Annotated in this window: 12 protein-coding genes; 6 read left to right on the plus strand and 6 right to left on the minus strand. The window is 65.1% G+C overall.

What is annotated here, in order from left to right:
• Window positions 1-106 precede the first annotated feature (106 nt).
• The 3 genes from NN4_RS12995 (at window position 107) to tgt (ending at window position 5,114) form a co-directional block, all read left to right on the plus strand.
• Window positions 107-1,840, plus strand: a complete 1,734-nt coding sequence (locus tag NN4_RS12995) for an ABC transporter ATP-binding protein (protein WP_147130182.1) — start codon at window positions 107-109, stop codon at window positions 1,838-1,840.
• Complete coding sequence (locus NN4_RS13000; RefSeq protein ID WP_147130183.1) at window positions 1,837-3,756, plus strand: ABC transporter ATP-binding protein; 1,920 nt, start codon at window positions 1,837-1,839, stop codon at window positions 3,754-3,756. The genes NN4_RS12995 and NN4_RS13000 overlap by 4 nt, the downstream gene beginning before the upstream one ends.
• 113 nt (window positions 3,757-3,869) lie before the next feature.
• Complete coding sequence (gene tgt, locus NN4_RS13005) at window positions 3,870-5,114, plus strand: tRNA guanosine(34) transglycosylase Tgt (protein ID WP_147130184.1); 1,245 nt, start codon at window positions 3,870-3,872, stop codon at window positions 5,112-5,114.
• Window positions 5,115-5,165: 51 nt separating this feature from the next.
• Here tgt and NN4_RS13010 read toward each other — a convergent pair whose 3' ends face one another.
• Window positions 5,166-5,942: a queuosine precursor transporter gene (locus NN4_RS13010; protein WP_147130397.1), complete on the minus strand. Its 777-nt coding sequence runs from the start codon at window positions 5,940-5,942 to the stop codon at window positions 5,166-5,168.
• A 32-nt stretch (window positions 5,943-5,974) separates the two neighbouring features.
• Here NN4_RS13010 and NN4_RS13015 point away from each other — a divergent pair, with 32 nt between their 5' ends.
• Window positions 5,975-6,508, plus strand: a complete 534-nt coding sequence (locus NN4_RS13015; protein ID WP_147130185.1) for a DUF4190 domain-containing protein — start codon at window positions 5,975-5,977, stop codon at window positions 6,506-6,508.
• Between the two features lie 1,232 nt (window positions 6,509-7,740).
• Here the strand turns inward: NN4_RS13015 and NN4_RS13020 are convergent.
• The 3 genes from NN4_RS13020 to NN4_RS13030 are packed head-to-tail and all read right to left on the minus strand — an operon-like array spanning window position 7,741 to window position 9,962.
• Entirely contained in the window at window positions 7,741-8,463 is a 723-nt protein-coding gene (locus tag NN4_RS13020; RefSeq protein ID WP_147130186.1) for an RDD family protein, read from the minus strand.
• 47 nt (window positions 8,464-8,510) lie between these two features.
• Window positions 8,511-9,428 carry a tRNA glutamyl-Q(34) synthetase GluQRS gene (gene gluQRS, locus NN4_RS13025; protein ID WP_147130187.1) on the minus strand — a complete coding sequence of 306 codons (918 nt, stop codon included), beginning with the start codon at window positions 9,426-9,428 and terminating at the stop codon, window positions 8,511-8,513.
• Between the two features lie 48 nt (window positions 9,429-9,476).
• Entirely contained in the window at window positions 9,477-9,962 is a 486-nt protein-coding gene (locus tag NN4_RS13030) for a DUF309 domain-containing protein (RefSeq protein WP_147130188.1), read from the minus strand.
• A 419-nt stretch (window positions 9,963-10,381) separates the two neighbouring features.
• Here NN4_RS13030 and NN4_RS13035 point away from each other — a divergent pair, with 419 nt between their 5' ends.
• Window positions 10,382-10,591: a DUF397 domain-containing protein gene (locus NN4_RS13035; protein WP_107653681.1), complete on the plus strand. Its 210-nt coding sequence runs from the start codon at window positions 10,382-10,384 to the stop codon at window positions 10,589-10,591.
• 142 nt (window positions 10,592-10,733) lie between these two features.
• Here NN4_RS13035 and qcrB read toward each other — a convergent pair whose 3' ends face one another.
• A complete protein-coding gene (qcrB, locus tag NN4_RS13040; RefSeq protein ID WP_147130189.1) occupies window positions 10,734-12,386 on the minus strand; it encodes a cytochrome bc1 complex cytochrome b subunit in 1,653 nt (550 codons plus the stop codon).
• 221 nt (window positions 12,387-12,607) lie between these two features.
• On the opposite strand from qcrB, the gene NN4_RS13045 reads away from it, so the two are divergent.
• Window positions 12,608-14,092: a wax ester/triacylglycerol synthase domain-containing protein gene (locus NN4_RS13045; protein WP_246180857.1), complete on the plus strand. Its 1,485-nt coding sequence runs from the start codon at window positions 12,608-12,610 to the stop codon at window positions 14,090-14,092.
• A 50-nt stretch (window positions 14,093-14,142) separates the two neighbouring features.
• Here NN4_RS13045 and NN4_RS13050 read toward each other — a convergent pair whose 3' ends face one another.
• Window positions 14,143-14,781, minus strand: a complete 639-nt coding sequence (locus NN4_RS13050; protein WP_147130191.1) for a class I SAM-dependent methyltransferase — start codon at window positions 14,779-14,781, stop codon at window positions 14,143-14,145.
• Window positions 14,782-14,797 lie beyond the last annotated feature (16 nt).

The following is a 14,797-nucleotide window of genomic DNA, read 5'->3' on the forward strand; positions in this document are numbered from 1 at the left end:
CCAGGGCTGCGCGATTGGTGGGTATGCGCCTCGACTGGAGGGTATTGATGCTGGTCAGAAATGTTTACGACGACCGTCACCGGTTGCCGGTAGCCTGCGATCCATCATGCTGATTCGACTACTGCGCACCTATCTGCACCCCTACCGCGCCCAGCTGGCCGGGGTCGTTGTGCTGCAGTTGATCTCGGTGATCGCCATGTTGTATCTGCCGAGTCTCAACGCCGACCTCATCGACAACGGCGTCACCAAGGGCGATATCGGATACATCTGGAGCACCGGCCTGTGGATGCTCGCGGTCACCGGCGTGCAGATCGTCGCCTCGGGCTGCTCGGTGTACCTCGGAGCGCAGGCGGCCATGGGCGCGGGCCGCGATATGCGCGGCGCACTGCTGCACCGGGTCGGCACGTTCTCCGCTCGCGAGGTCGGCATGTTCGGCGCACCCTCGCTGATCACCCGCAACACCAACGACATTCAGCAGGTGCAGCTGCTCATCGCGATGTCGGCGACCATCCTGGTGATGGCGCCGATCATGTGCGTCGGCGGCATCGTCATGGCGTTGCGCGAAGACCTCGGCCTGTCCTGGTTGCTGTTGATCGCGGTGCCCGCGCTCGGCCTGTCGATGGCTTTCATCATCAGCAAGATGGTGCCCGGCTTCCGGGACATGCAGACCAGGATCGACGAGGTGAACCGGGTGCTGCGCGAGCAGATCACCGGTATCCGCGTCGTGCGGGCCTTCGTCCGGGAACGCCAGGAGACCTGGCGCTTCGGCGTCGCTAATACGGAGCTGACCGATACCGCGCTGCGCGTCGGCAGGCTGATGGCGCTGATGTTCCCGCTGGTCATGCTGATCAGCAATGTCACCGCCGTCGCGGTGATCTGGTTCGGCGGGCACGCCGTCGACGCGGGCACCATGCAGATCGGCTCGCTCACCGCGTTGCTCTCCTACATCATGCAGATCTTGATGGCGGTGATGATGGCCTCGTTCCTGGCCATGATGGCGCCGCGCGCCGCGGTCTCCGCCGACCGGATCGGCGAGGTGCTCGAGACCGAGTCCTCGGTCGTCCCGCCGCCGCTGCCGCAACCGTTCCAGGGTGACCCCGCCGACGTCGACTTCCAGTTCGCCGAGTTCGCGTTCCCCGGCGCCGAGAAGCCGGTGCTGAAAGCCATTCGGTTCCGGGTGAAACCGGGCACCACCACCGCGATCGTCGGTGCCACCGGTTCGGGCAAGACCACGCTGCTCAACCTCATTCCGCGGCTGATGGACGTCACCGACGGTGCGGTCTACCTCGGCGGCACCGACGTCCGGCACATCGACCTCGAACTGCTGCGCGCGCAGATCGGGTTGATTCCGCAGAAGGCTTATCTGTTCTCCGGGACGGTGGCCAGCAACCTGCGCTACGGCAATCCGGACGCCACCGACGCGGACCTGTGGCGCTGCCTGGAGATCGCGCAGGCCGCCGACTTCGTGCGAGACATGCCGCAGGGCTTGGACACTCCGGTCGCGCAGGGTGGCACGACGGTCTCGGGTGGTCAGCGCCAGCGGCTCGCCATCGCGCGCGCACTGGTCAAGAAACCCCGGGTCTATCTGTTCGACGACTCCTTCTCCGCGCTCGACGTGGCGACCGACGCCCGATTGCGGGACGCACTGCGGCCGGAAACCAGGGATTGCGCGGTCATCATTGTGGCGCAACGGATTACCACGATTCGCGACGCGGATCAGATCGTGGTGCTCGAGGACGGCGAGATGGCCGGGGTCGGTACGCACGAGCAACTGATGCGCGACTGTAAGGAATACCAAGAGATCGTGTCGTCCCAGCTGAGCGCGGAAGAGGTGCGATGAGGCCAGGAATGCCGGCCCCCGGTGCGCCGGACGCCAAGCCGAAGTCGTTCGTACCGTCGCTGAAGCGACTGCTGCGCAGGCTCGCGCCGGAACGCATGTTCGTCTGGCTCGTCGTGGCGCTCGCCATCGTCTCGGTGGTGCTGAACACGCTCGGTCCGTACCTGCTCGGTAAGGCGACCAACATCGTCTTCGACGGTGTGGTCGGCAAGCAGCTGGATGTGCCTGCGGGGACCACCAAGGAGCAGGCGGTCGAGTACCTGCGGGCCAAGGGCGACAACACCTTTGCCGACATGCTCAGCGCCATGCACGTGGTGCCCGGGGTCGGCGTCGACTTCGACGCGGTCGGCCGGGTGCTGCTGCTGGTGCTCGCCCTCTACCTCGGCGCGTCGGTGTTCGGCTGGTTGCAGGCCTACCTGCTCAACCTGGTGATCAACCGGACGGTCAAGCGGCTGCGCAGCGACATCGAGGACAAGATCCATCGACTTCCGTTGCGCTACTTCGATTCTCAACCGCGCGGCGACGTGCTGAGCCGGGTCACCAACGATGTCGACAACGTCGCGCAGAGCCTGCAGCAGACGATGAGCCAGTTGATCGTCTCGGTGTTCACGGTGCTCGGCATCCTGGTGATGATGTTCTGGATCTCGCCGCTGCTGGCGCTGATCGCCCTGCTCACCGTGCCCGCCGCCGTGTACGTCACCGCGCTGATCGCCAAGCGCTCCAAGCCGCACTTCGTGGCCCAGTGGAAGAACACCGGCCTGGTGAACGCGCAGGTCGAGGAGGCCTACACCGGGCACGAGATCGTCACCGCGTTCGGCCGTAACCGCGAGGTCGGCGCGGAGTTCGACAAGCGCAACGAGGAGCTCTACCAGTCGAGTTTCAAGGCGCAGTTCATCTCCGGGCTGATCATGCCCGCGATCATGTTCCTCGGGAACGTGAACTTCGTGCTGGTGGCGCTGGTCGGCGGCCTGCGGGTCGCGACGGGCCAGCTCTCGCTCGGCGACGTGCAGGCCTTCATCCAGTACTCGCGTCAGTTCAGCCAGCCGCTCACCCAGATCGGCGCGATGGCCAACCTGCTGCAGTCCGGCGTCGCCTCGGCCGAGCGGATCTTCGAGATCCTCGACGCCGAGGAGCAGAGCCCCGACCCGGCGGTGGCCGACACCCGCCCGGTCGACCGCGGGCAGGTCGAGTTCGAAGGCATCTCGTTCCGCTACGAACCGGAGCAGCCGGTGATCGAACGGCTCTCGCTGCTCGCCGAACCCGGCCACGTGGTCGCCATCGTCGGCCCGACCGGCGCCGGCAAGACCACGCTGGTGAATCTGCTGATGCGGTTCTACGAACTGGACTCCGGCGCGATCACCATCGACGGCGTCGACATCACCCGGATCAGCCGTGACCACCTGCGTTCCCGCATCGGCATGGTGCTGCAGGACACCTGGCTGTTCAAGGGGACCATCCGGGAGAACATCGCCTACGGCAACCCGAACGCCAGTGACGAGGACATCCTCGAAGCCGCGCGGGCCGCGTACGTGGACCGTTTCGTGCACGCGCTGCCCGACGGCTACGACACCGTCATCGACGAGGAGGGCTCCGGCGTCAGCGCCGGCGAGAAGCAGCTGATCACCATTGCCAGGGCGTTCCTGGCGAAACCGTCCATCCTGATCCTGGACGAGGCGACCAGTTCGGTGGACACCCGCACCGAACTGCTGGTGCAGCACGCGACCGCAGCCCTGCGCCGCGACCGCACCAGCTTCGTCATCGCGCACCGCCTGTCCACCATCCGCGACGCCGACCTGATCGTCGTCATGGAGGCGGGCCGCATCGTCGAGCACGGCACCCACGAACGCCTGCTGGCGGAACGCGGCGCCTACTACCGCCTCTACAACGCGCAGTTCGCGGCGGCAGCGGCCGAGGTGTAGGTCGATCGAGAACGCCCGGCTCGCGGAGTTGTCGCCCAGGTCGAGAACGCTAGGTTCACCGGCTATCGACCGCCTCGGTGAGGGGCGAGTCGCGGACCTGGGAGGATGGCCGAGTGGTTGGACCCGGATCTTTTTCGTTCGCTGTTCGTAAGCGCCTGGAAGCGCGGCACGGCCGATCGGGCGTGATCAGCACGCCGCACGGCGATATCGCCACCCCCGCGTTCATCCCCGTCGGCACCAAGGCGACGGTGAAGGCGGTGCTGCCGGAGACGATGAAAGAGATCGGCGCGCAGGCTCTGCTGGCCAACGCCTACCACCTCTATCTACAGCCGGGGTCCGACATCGTGGACGAGGCGGGCGGGCTCGGCAAGTTCATGAACTGGCCGGGGCCCACCTTCACCGACAGCGGCGGCTTCCAGGTGATGTCGCTGGGCGTCGGTTTCAAGAAGGTGCTCGCGATGGAAGCGGTGGATGTCCGCAGCGACGATGTGATCGCGAAGGGCAAGGAGCGGCTGGCGACGGTCGATGACGACGGCGTCACCTTCCGCTCGCACCTCGACGGCTCGAAGCATCGGTTCACCCCCGAGGTGTCGATGGGCATCCAGCATCAGCTCGGCGCTGACATCATGTTCGCCTTCGACGAGCTCACCACCCTGCTCAATACCCGTGGTTATCAAGAGAAGTCGTTGCAGCGCACACACGAGTGGGCGCAGCGCTGCCTCGACGAGCACGAGCGACTGACCGCGGCGCGCACCCATCGCCCGTACCAGGCGCTGTTCGGCGTGATCCAGGGTGCGCAGTACGAAGACCTGCGGCGCAAGGCTTGTCGCGGCCTGGAATCATTGCGCGGCAGTGCGGGAACGGGTTTCGACGGTTACGGCATCGGCGGCGCGTTGGAGAAGCACAATCTCGGCACCATCGTCGGCTGGTGCAGCGACGAACTGCCCGAGGACAAGCCGAGGCACATGCTCGGCATCAGCGAGCCCGAGGACATCTTCACCGCTGTCGAGAACGGCGCGGACACCTTCGACTGCGTGAACCCGTCGCGGGTCGCGCGCAATGCCGCCATCTATGTCGCCGAGGGCCGATTCAACATCAACACCAGTCGTTTCCGGCGCGACTTCACGCCCATCGACGAGACGTGCGACTGCTATACCTGCGCCAACTACACCCGCGCCTACCTGCACCATCTCTTCAAGGCCAAGGAGATCCTGGCCGCCACCCTGTGCACCATTCACAACGAGCGCTACACGATCCGGCTGGTCGACCGGATCCGCGAGAGCATCGAGGGCGGCTACTTCGACGAGCACAAGGCCGAGACGCTCGGTCGCTGGAAGGGTCGCGTTCCGGCGCCGTAGACCGGTGGCCCCGGACTCCACGGCGTGCAGTCCGGTGGCCGCCAACGTCTTTCAGCTCTGTAGTGCGGGTATTTTGCGGGGTGCGTAGGTCGGCTCGTTCTTCTTGAGCCAGGCGATCACCCGATAGGTGATCGGCAGCACCAGGATCTCCGCGAGCGTCTTCCACAGGAAGCCGACGATCACGTAGTTCACGAACTGGCTCCACGAGTCGATGCCGATGGCGGTGGCCGCGATCGAACAGAAGATCAGCGTGTCACCGAACTCGCCGACCACAGTGGAGCCGATCAGTCGCGCCCACAGGTGCTTTTCCTTGGTGCGTTCCTTGATCAGTACCAGCGTCGCGGAGTTCAGCATCTCGCCGACGAAGTAGCCGGCCAGACCGGCGGCCACCAGCTGTGGCGTGCTGCCGATGACGGAGCGGAACGCGTCCTGATTCTCGTAGAACCCCGCGGCCGGCAACTCGATCGCGATCTTGAAGCACACCACCGTCAGCAGCAGGACGGCGAAGCCGTAGTAGATGGCCCGGCGCGCGGATCGGAAGCCGTAGATCTCGCTCAGCACGTCGCCGAGGATGTAGGCGAGGGGGAAGAGGAAGAAGGCGCCGTCGGTGCTGATCGGCAGCAGCTCCACCGGTCCGATCTTGACCGACTGATCGGTGAAGAACTGCACGCCCTTGGTCGCGCAGATATTGGAGATGATCAGCGTCGCCGTGAACAACGCCACGATCGGTGTGTAGTACCCCCGCGCCACCTGGGCGAATGCCGCATGTGTCGGCGCGGGGTGCCCAGGTTCCGGGGCTTCGGGTTTATTCGGCTCACTCACCCGCATCATCCAACCAGGTTGTGGAATACCCTGTAGCAATGACGAATCCCGGCGATTCCGACGAATGGTGGAAGCAGTACGGCGGCCAAGGCGTATCGCCGGAATCCGGTGCTCCAAGCTCTGTTCCGCAACACCCGAACGCTGACCAGCCCTCGGGGTACCCGTCGACGCCGCAATACCCGCAACAGCCCGCCCAGCCCATGACGCCCCCGCCGCAACAGCAGTACCCGGGCTACCAGCAGCAACCGTACGGCCAACCGCAGCAGCCCTACGGTCAACAGCCGAACTACGGTTACCAGCCCGCCTACCAGCCCTACGGTATGCCGCCGCAGCAGGGCACCAACGGCATGGCGATCGGCGCGCTGATCTCCTCGCTGGCCGGGTTCGTCACCTGTGGCCTCGGCTCGATCATCGGCATCATTCTCGGCGCCATCGCCTTGAACCAGGTCAAGCAGTCCGGGCAGGAAGGCCGCGGTATGGCGCTCGCGGGCGTCTGGATCGGCGTCGGCTCCGTCGTGCTCGGCATCCTGTGGTTCGTCGTCGCGTTCGTAGCCGGATTCAGCGGCATGTAGCCGGTATGAACGAACAGGGGGCACCCGATCTCGGATGCCCCCTGGTTGCGCAGCGGTTGACCACGTTAGTTCGGATTCGCGCCGAACAGTGGCGACGGTCCTACTGGCACAGCTTGCTAGCTACACGCATTTGAACATGGGATTTCCGATGATTTGCCGGATCTCCAACTCGCCGGGGCACACCCCTCCATTTGCGCTGATCCATGCCGCTGAAGCAGCGAGTGCACCTGCTACCGCAGGGCATGCTAGCCCTACGGTAGCCCCGCAGATGGTTGCGCCGAGAGCCGCGGCACCACCCGCAGCGACCATCTGCTGCTCTGCTGGTGTCAGGTAAAGGTAGCTACCCACTCCCGCGCCGACGCGCCACTGCGGGGCTTTCTGGTTGATCCCCGCGCTGTTCGGCGCAGCAGTAGCCAGGGCGGGTGATAGCGCGGCGCCCGCACCCGCCATCGCTGCGAGCAAGATTCCAGCGGCTGCGATCTGCTTACGGATTTTCATCTTGTTCCAATCATGAGTTGTGTATTGCGGCTAACTACACCGGAGTGCAGTTCCTGGTTTGGTGAGTGGCAGCTCCCCATACCGAGGTTTCTGAGCCCGGGCTATGGCGGGCAGGATCCGACACCGAGCATCGAACGTGTCGGTGATGCGTGGCGTGTCAACGATGCTGTGACGGCGGATAGTTGGCAGAGATGCTGCCACCGGTCTCGCTGATCAGGTCGAATTGGATTTCGGGCCGCGCACGCTCGGGACAAGCGAGGCCGTGGCGGACGACTTGATCATCGGCGAACGCATTGTTGTCGTGAGCTGGTGCCGACTTCGCTGCGGCAGTGGATGAAAGCACCGTGACAGCAATGAACCAGGCAATGAGCCCCCCCGGGTGAGTAGATCGTACAAGCTTCGGGCGACGAGCATGATCTAACTTTCGCAAAACGCTACCTGGTCGATTCCCGAACAGCAAGCGATTCAACAGCTTTGAAGTCAAAATAGCGAAAAGCTATGAAGCTGGGCGACATCGAAGATCGACGTTGTTGATGCAGACCAGTAGAGCTCTATCTCAACGGTCGACGCCTGCGCGGCGGTCCCTGGCTATGTGCGGGAACCGGCCTGACGAAGTGCCGCGCCGGGGTGGCAGGCGGCGCGGCCAGCGGCCTGCTCACCGAGCGCACGAAACGTCAGGGGCGCACCCGAATCGGGTGCGCCCCTGACGTAGCTGTCGGTTCGTACGACGGAGTTCAGGCCTTGACGACCTGGGTTCCGCCGGCGAACTTGTCATGCCAGCCCTGCTTGTTCTGGTCCTGCTCGATGGTGACGGCGATGTAGATCGCCAGACCCAACGAAAGAAGCGAGCCGAGGCAGTAGACGATGTTGAAGGCAACGAACAGGTTGCGCTTGAGCGACGTCTGTACGTCGATCTTCGCCGCGCCACCTGGTGCAAGCACCTTGAGACCGAGGATCTTCTTGCCCAAGGTCGCGCCCTGGGATGTTTCCATCAGCACGTAGTAGGCCGTTACCAGGACGTAGGCAAGCGCGGTAGCGAGAATGGTGCCGGCGATGCCGCCGATGCTGAAGGCGATCAGCCAGTACACGATGCCCGCAGGGATGCCGCTGATGATGCCATCAATGACACGAGCACCGAACCGGGGCAGCAGTTCACCCGGCTGCCCGCCGTAGTTGTTGAAACCGCCCGGCTGCTGCGGGTACTGACCGTAGGCGTCCTGCGGCTGCTGCCCGTACTGCGGCGCCTGGCCGTACTGGGGCTGCTGCCCGTACTGCGGCGGCTGCTGACCGTACTGGGGCTGCTGGCCGTACTGCTGGCCGCCCTGGGGGAACTGTTGGCCGCCCTGCGGATACTGCTGACCGCCTTGCGGAGGTTGCTGGCCGCCTTGCGGGTACGGCTGCCCATACGGCTGCCCGCCCTGCGGATATTGGTTGGGGTCGTACCCACCGCTTGTCATAGTTGTTTGTCCTCGTCGAGTGATCAGTAGTTGGACGAATGCGTACGTTACGGACATCGACTGCGTTGCAACAACCCATTCCCGTCGAGTATCCACGGTTCGCGTGGCAGATGTGCCGGGTCGAAACTGTCGAGGAGCTCCGCCGACGACGTTGCTGCGTAGCCCAATGATCGGGCCATCGCGGCCACTACCTGGTCGGGCGTGTTGCCGAGCGCGAGTTGATCGGACAGCGTGACCGCACCGTCGCGCTTGGCCAAGCGTTGCCCTTCGGTGTTGAGTACCAGTGGAACGTGGGCGTAGTGCGGCACCGGCAGATCGAGCAGAGTCGCGAGATAGGCCTGCCGTGGCGTGGACGGCAACAGATCGTCGCCGCGCACCACCTGGTCGATGCCCTGCGCGGCGTCGTCGACCACCACCGCGAGGTTGTAGGCGGGAAGGCCGTCTCCGCGCCGCAGCACCACGTCGTCCACCGGGGCGCGATAGTGCCCGTGCAGGTCGTCGACGATCTCGAATTCGGTTGCCGCCGCGCGTAAGCGCAGCGCGGCCGGGCGACCTTCGTCGCGAAACTTGGTGCGCGCCTGCTCGGTCAGGGTGCGGCAGGTGCCGGGGTAGGCGCCCAGCGGACCATGCGGTGCCGTCGCCGCCTGTTGGATTTCCCTTCGCGTGCAGAAGCATTCGTAGGTGAGCCCGGCGGCGGTGAGCCGGTCGATGGCGGCTTGGTAATAAGGCAACCGCTCGGACTGCCGGACTACGGGACCATCCCAGTCGAGCCCGATCGCGGCCAGATCGTCGAGCTGGCGCTGCTCGGCGCCCGGGCGGACGCGATCGAGATCCTCGACCCGGATCAGGAAGCGTCGGCCGGTCGAGCGGGCGAACGCCCACGCGAGCAGGGCCGTGCGCAGATTCCCGACGTGCAGGTCCCCGGAGGGGCTCGGCGCGTACCGGCCCGCACCCGGCTCAGGCACGGGCCCGGCTGGTACGGGATGACGTGGACACGATGCCCATCGTAGATATCAGCCGCACAGGCGCGGCGTCAGCTCCGTCGGCGAGATCGGGGTGCCCGCGTCCAAGGCGTCGAGCAGTGCCTGCGCGTGCGCGATCAGGCCCGCGCGATCGATGCCGTAGGGCACGTCCGCGCCGTCCGCCGGGTGAAACTCGGTGAGCCGGGTGATCGCGCGGGTGAGCAGTGTGCGCGCGCCCTTCGCATTACCACGCTGGATGTGTGTGACACCGACAGCGAGCTGGGCCAGCGCCTGCCACAGCATCCGTTCGGCGAACGGGCCGTTCTTCCACGCCGCCTCTAATACCTCGTGCGCGTTGAATGCCAAACCATCGTCCAGCAGTTGCTGAGCGAAGGTCAGGGTTTGCTGCGGCGGCAGGTCCAGATCGTCGGGAATTCGGGCAACTCCGGCACTGCCGGGTGGAAGCGGGCGGCCCAATCGATCACGCGGACGTGAGTTGAGGGCGCGACCTGCGTCGTCGCGATCGCGGTCAACCATGACTTCCATCATGCACTGCCCCGGCGATGGCGTCGATGTGCCAGTGTCCGAAGAAAGAAACAATGACGGATCACGGAGTAATTACATAGCCCCTATAGTTTGCGGATGCTCGATCAGGGGAATGGTGTGTAGCCGCTGGCAATGTTTCCGCAACATTTCATCTTCGCAAGGTTGGCAGTTTCGATATCCTAATAAGCAAGAGGCGGGCAAACTTTCGATAGACCTGCTAGGGTTTATCGCGCGGGGGCAACCTCGCGGGGTGTATTCACCCCGACGTACCGTGCGATAACGACGCACCGTGTAGTTGCGCGCTTTCATTCAGGCGCACAGGGGATTCGGCGTTCCTGGCCGGGTGCCGGTGCTAGTTAGGACGATGTCAGAAGAAATCTCGTTCTCGACGCAGCAAAGGAGCTAGTGCCGTGGAGGTTGATTTGACGGATGCTGTGTGGCGCAAGAGCACATACAGCGGCCCTGATGGGAACTGCGTAGAAGTCGCCTTTCTGGTCGACGGAAAAATCGCGGTCCGTGACACCAAGGACAACGGATTCGGCCCGGTGCTTGCGTTCGGCCCGGGTCAGTGGGATGCATTCCTAACTGGAGTGGCGCAGGGGGAGTTCGGTCGCGCCTGATAACAGCAGGTCGTCTGAACAGGCACTATGGGCCCCGGGTCGGCACGGACTCGGGGTCTTCGCAATATTCGGACACCGGTTTCCGGGTGTCCGAATACTTGCATGTAGAGACAATGCGCGCCGGTCAGCTATCGGCGTTCCACTATCCGGCAGTGCCGTCGCCGTCCGAACCGTTCCCGTTTCGGCTACCGCGCTCCTGATATTTCCGGAGCACCGTCAGCTGCCTGCGCTCCTCCTCGTGGTCGGCCTCGTGATTGCGCTCGGACTCCTGCCACGGATCGGGCCGGAAGAAGCTGCCGGTGCCCGGCTTACCCGCCGCACCTAGCTTGCTCATCTTCTTCGGCACCGGCGCGCCCTGGTACGGCAGCGGGATCGGGTGGCCGTGCTCGTCCACAGGACCGAGCGGCTGGTGGATCTCGATGTACTCGCCGTGCGGCAGTCGTCTGACCACCCCGGTCTCCACGCCGTGTTCGAGCACCTCTCGATCGGAGCGCTGCAGGCCCAGGCAGATCCGGTAGGCCGCGAAGTAGGCCAGCGGCGGCACGAGCAGGATGCCGATCCGGCCGATCCAGGTCGTCGCGTTCAACGAGATGTCGAACTTGTAGGCAACGATGTCGTTCACGCAGGACAGCGTGAGCACGACATAGAACGCGATCGACATCGCGCCGATCGCGGTGCGCACCGGCACGTCTCGCGGCCGTTGCAGCAGGTTGTGCTGAACGATGTCGCCGGTGAGCCGTTTCTCGATCCACGGATAGGCGATCAGCACCGTGAACACCAAGCCCATGATCAGTGCGCCCCACACCGGGGCAGGCACTGTGTAGCGGCCCAGATACAGCTCCCACGGCGGGATGAGGCGCATCATGCCGTCGGTCCACATCATGTAGAAGTCCGGCTGCGAACCCGCGGAGATCTGCGAGGGGTTGTACGGACCCATGTTCCAGATCGGGTTGATCTGCAACAGGCCGCTCATGATCGCGACGATGCCGAGGGTGAACGCGAAGAACGCGCCCTGGTCCAGCGAGAACACCGGCACGATGCGCGCGCCGATCACGTTCTTCTCGGTCCGGCCGGGGCCGGGGAACTGGGTGTGTTTCTGATACCAGACCAGCGCGATGTGGGCCGCGATCAGCGCGAGCATGATGCCGGGGAACAGCAGCACATGCGCGATGAACAGGCGCGGAATGATGATGGTGCCCGGATAGTCGCCGCCGAACATCAGCCAGTGCAGCCAGGTGCCGATGATCGGCATGCCGAGGGTGATGGAGGAGAACGCTGCCCGCAGGCCGGTGCCCGACAGCAGATCGTCGGGCAGCGAGTAGCCGAAGTAGCCCTCGAACATGGCCAGGATCAGCAGCAGCGACCCGATCACCCAGTTCGCCTCGCGCGGCTTGCGGAACGCGCCGGTGAAGAACACCCGGAACAGGTGCACGATGATCGACGCCGCGAAAAGCAGTGCGGCCCAGTGGTGTACCTGCCGCACGAAGAGTCCGCCGCGCACCTCGAACGAGATGTGCAACGCCGTCTCGTAGGCCCGCGACATGGTCACGCCGCGTAACGGCTGATAGGACCCGTTGTAGACGACCTCGGTCATCGACGGGTCGAAGTACAAAGTCAGGTACACACCGGACAGCAGCAGAATGATGAAGCTGTACAGCGCGATCTCGCCGAGCAGAAACGACCAGTGCGTCGGGAAGACCTTGTTGATCGAGCGCTTGAGGAAATTGGCGGCCTGATATCGCTCGTCGGCGGAGTTCGCCTGCGCGCTGACCTTGCGACCGACTCGAGTTGTCATGGTCGACACCCCGCCCCTGGAGAGTGGTATGCGTTCTACTACAGACGGTAGCAGGTAGTCCGGCCGTAATCGATAGATTTTCGCCGATCTACTTGCAGATCAAGATCATTCGCGGTGGGCGGTCGGCGGGACGTGGGTCATGATCTGGCGTCGATACGTCCCGTTCGGCGCCGGGGACAGGGGGCGCTGGCCAGGTTCGATACTGTCGGAGGGTGAGCTCGATGGCGGCACAGGACGCGACGATGTATTGGCTGTCGGGCCGCACCCGCAACGATTTGTTCCTGCTGTATTGCTTCGCGGACAGTGGGCGGCCGTCCGCTGAATTGCGTGCCCTCGTGGCCGAGCGCAGCGCGCGCATCCCCGATCTGCGGGTCCGGGCGCGTGCCGTGCCGGGGGATCTCGACTATCCGTCGTGGGTGCCGTGTGCGTTCGCCGACGATCAGTTCGTCGAACATGTGCTGGCGGAATCGGATTGGGCGCATGTGGAGGCGGCGGTCGGTGCGGTGGTCGGGACCGGTGTGGATGCCGCGGTGCGGCCGTGGCGGTTGCATGTGTTTCGCGGCATCGCCGATGCGCCTGGGAGTCAGTCGGGGCCGGCGCTTGTCGTGGTGTTGCAGATGTCGCACGCGCTGGCCGATGGTCGGCGTGCTGCTCGGATTGCGCGGGCGTTGTTCAGCGAGGACGACGACGCCGCTTCGAAAGCTGTTGGGGGAGCGACTCCAGCGAATCGGCTGTCTGGCGTCGACGTGACAGAGGCGATCGGCGTGAAGTCTGGGTCCGGCCCGTGGGATACGGCGGTGCGCTCCGCCCATGTTACCGCAGCGGTGACGTGGGCACGGTCGGTCGAGGAACGGATTGCCGGCCAGCCGCCGATTGCCGTGGCGCTCGCCTTGCCCCAGCTGCCGATTCGCCTGGCCAGGACGGTAATTCGTGGGTATCGGGCGTTTCGAGCGCAGCGGGAACTCGCCGAGCTCACCACGACCGGGGAGCTGCCACCGCCTGGACCCGACTTCCCATCCAGCCTGATCAACCGGGCCGGACCGACCACGGACGCGGCCCATCAGGTGCGGATGATCGTGTGCGACGCAACGGCATTGCGGGCCCCGAGCCGGACCGTGACGGTTGTCGTGCTGACCGCCGTGTCGCTCGCGCTCGCCCGCTACCTGGAAGAGCAAGACGCGCCGGTCGAGCGGCTCGGCGCGCAGGTGCCGATGGCGCTGGATGACGATGTATCGCACGCGCGCAACAACTATCGCAGCCTCAGTGTCGACCTGTTCATCGATGAACCCGAGCTGCGTCGCCGCGCCGACAAGATCGCTGCCACCTTGGCCGATCGTCGCCGACGGGCACAGCACCCGCTGCTCACAGCTCAGGATCAGGTCACCGCCGTCGTTCCCGCGCCGCTGCTCCGCCGCGACATCGCCCGCTATCCGCTGGATGCGGTGCCCGACTCCATCGCCGGTCACACCGTGGTCTCCAGCCTCCACCGCGGTCCGGCGGACCTCACCTTCGGCGGCGGTCCGGTTCGTTTCACCGGTGGTTTTCCCGCCGTGGGTGCGGTCATGCGGCTGACCCACGGCGTTCACGGACTCGGCGAGACCGTCACGGTGTCGCTCCATGCCGATGCCGAAATTCTGCCGGATATCGACGCTTACGCCGAGCTGCTGCGCGCCGCGTTGGCGGAAACAGCGCATAGCTTGAAGTGATTGCACTACAGCACAATTCGCCCTGTGGATGACTCGAGTGGACAGCCGCTCTAGTTGTCCGGCTTGTGCCACACCAGTGCGTACCGCCAGTAGACGAGCCGCCGAACTCGTGCGCCGGGCAGCAGCGCGGCCGCCTGCTCCCGCACCTGACGAGTTGTCAGCGGCGGATCGAGCACCACCGGCATGTCACCGTGGTTCGGTCCTTTCGCATACCAGTCGCCACGACCGAGTGTGCGGAGCACAGCGAAGCCGATGGCGAACACCCGCTGACCGACCGCCGCCAAGAGTTCGACCGGGAGCTCCCGGGGGAGATCGGCGCGCGGCAGCGTGATGACCGCGAGTACCCCGCCGGGTCGCAGCGCCGCGGCCAACACCGGCAATGCCTCGTCGAGCGGCATATGGTGCAGCGTGCTGATCGACACGATCGCGTCGTAGGCGTTCGCGGGCAGCGGGTGTTCGAGGACGTCACCCAAGAGGCAGGTCACGTTGTCGGGCGTCGCCTGCTTCGCGGCGTCGATCATCACCGGCGACCGGTCGAGGGCAGCCACCTGGTCGGCGTGCCGCGCCAGTTCGACCGCGAACGCGCCCGCTCCGCAACCGACATCCAGCACTCGCGCGCACGGTTTCGGCAACTGCCGCACGAGAAACCGGTGGTAGAAGCTGTTGTGATTCCAATCGAGTCCGGCCATCAATCCCACTCTGCCA

The sequence above is a fragment of the Nocardia ninae NBRC 108245 genome (genome assembly GCF_007990755.1).
GTDB classification, from domain to species: domain Bacteria; phylum Actinomycetota; class Actinomycetes; order Mycobacteriales; family Mycobacteriaceae; genus Nocardia; species Nocardia ninae.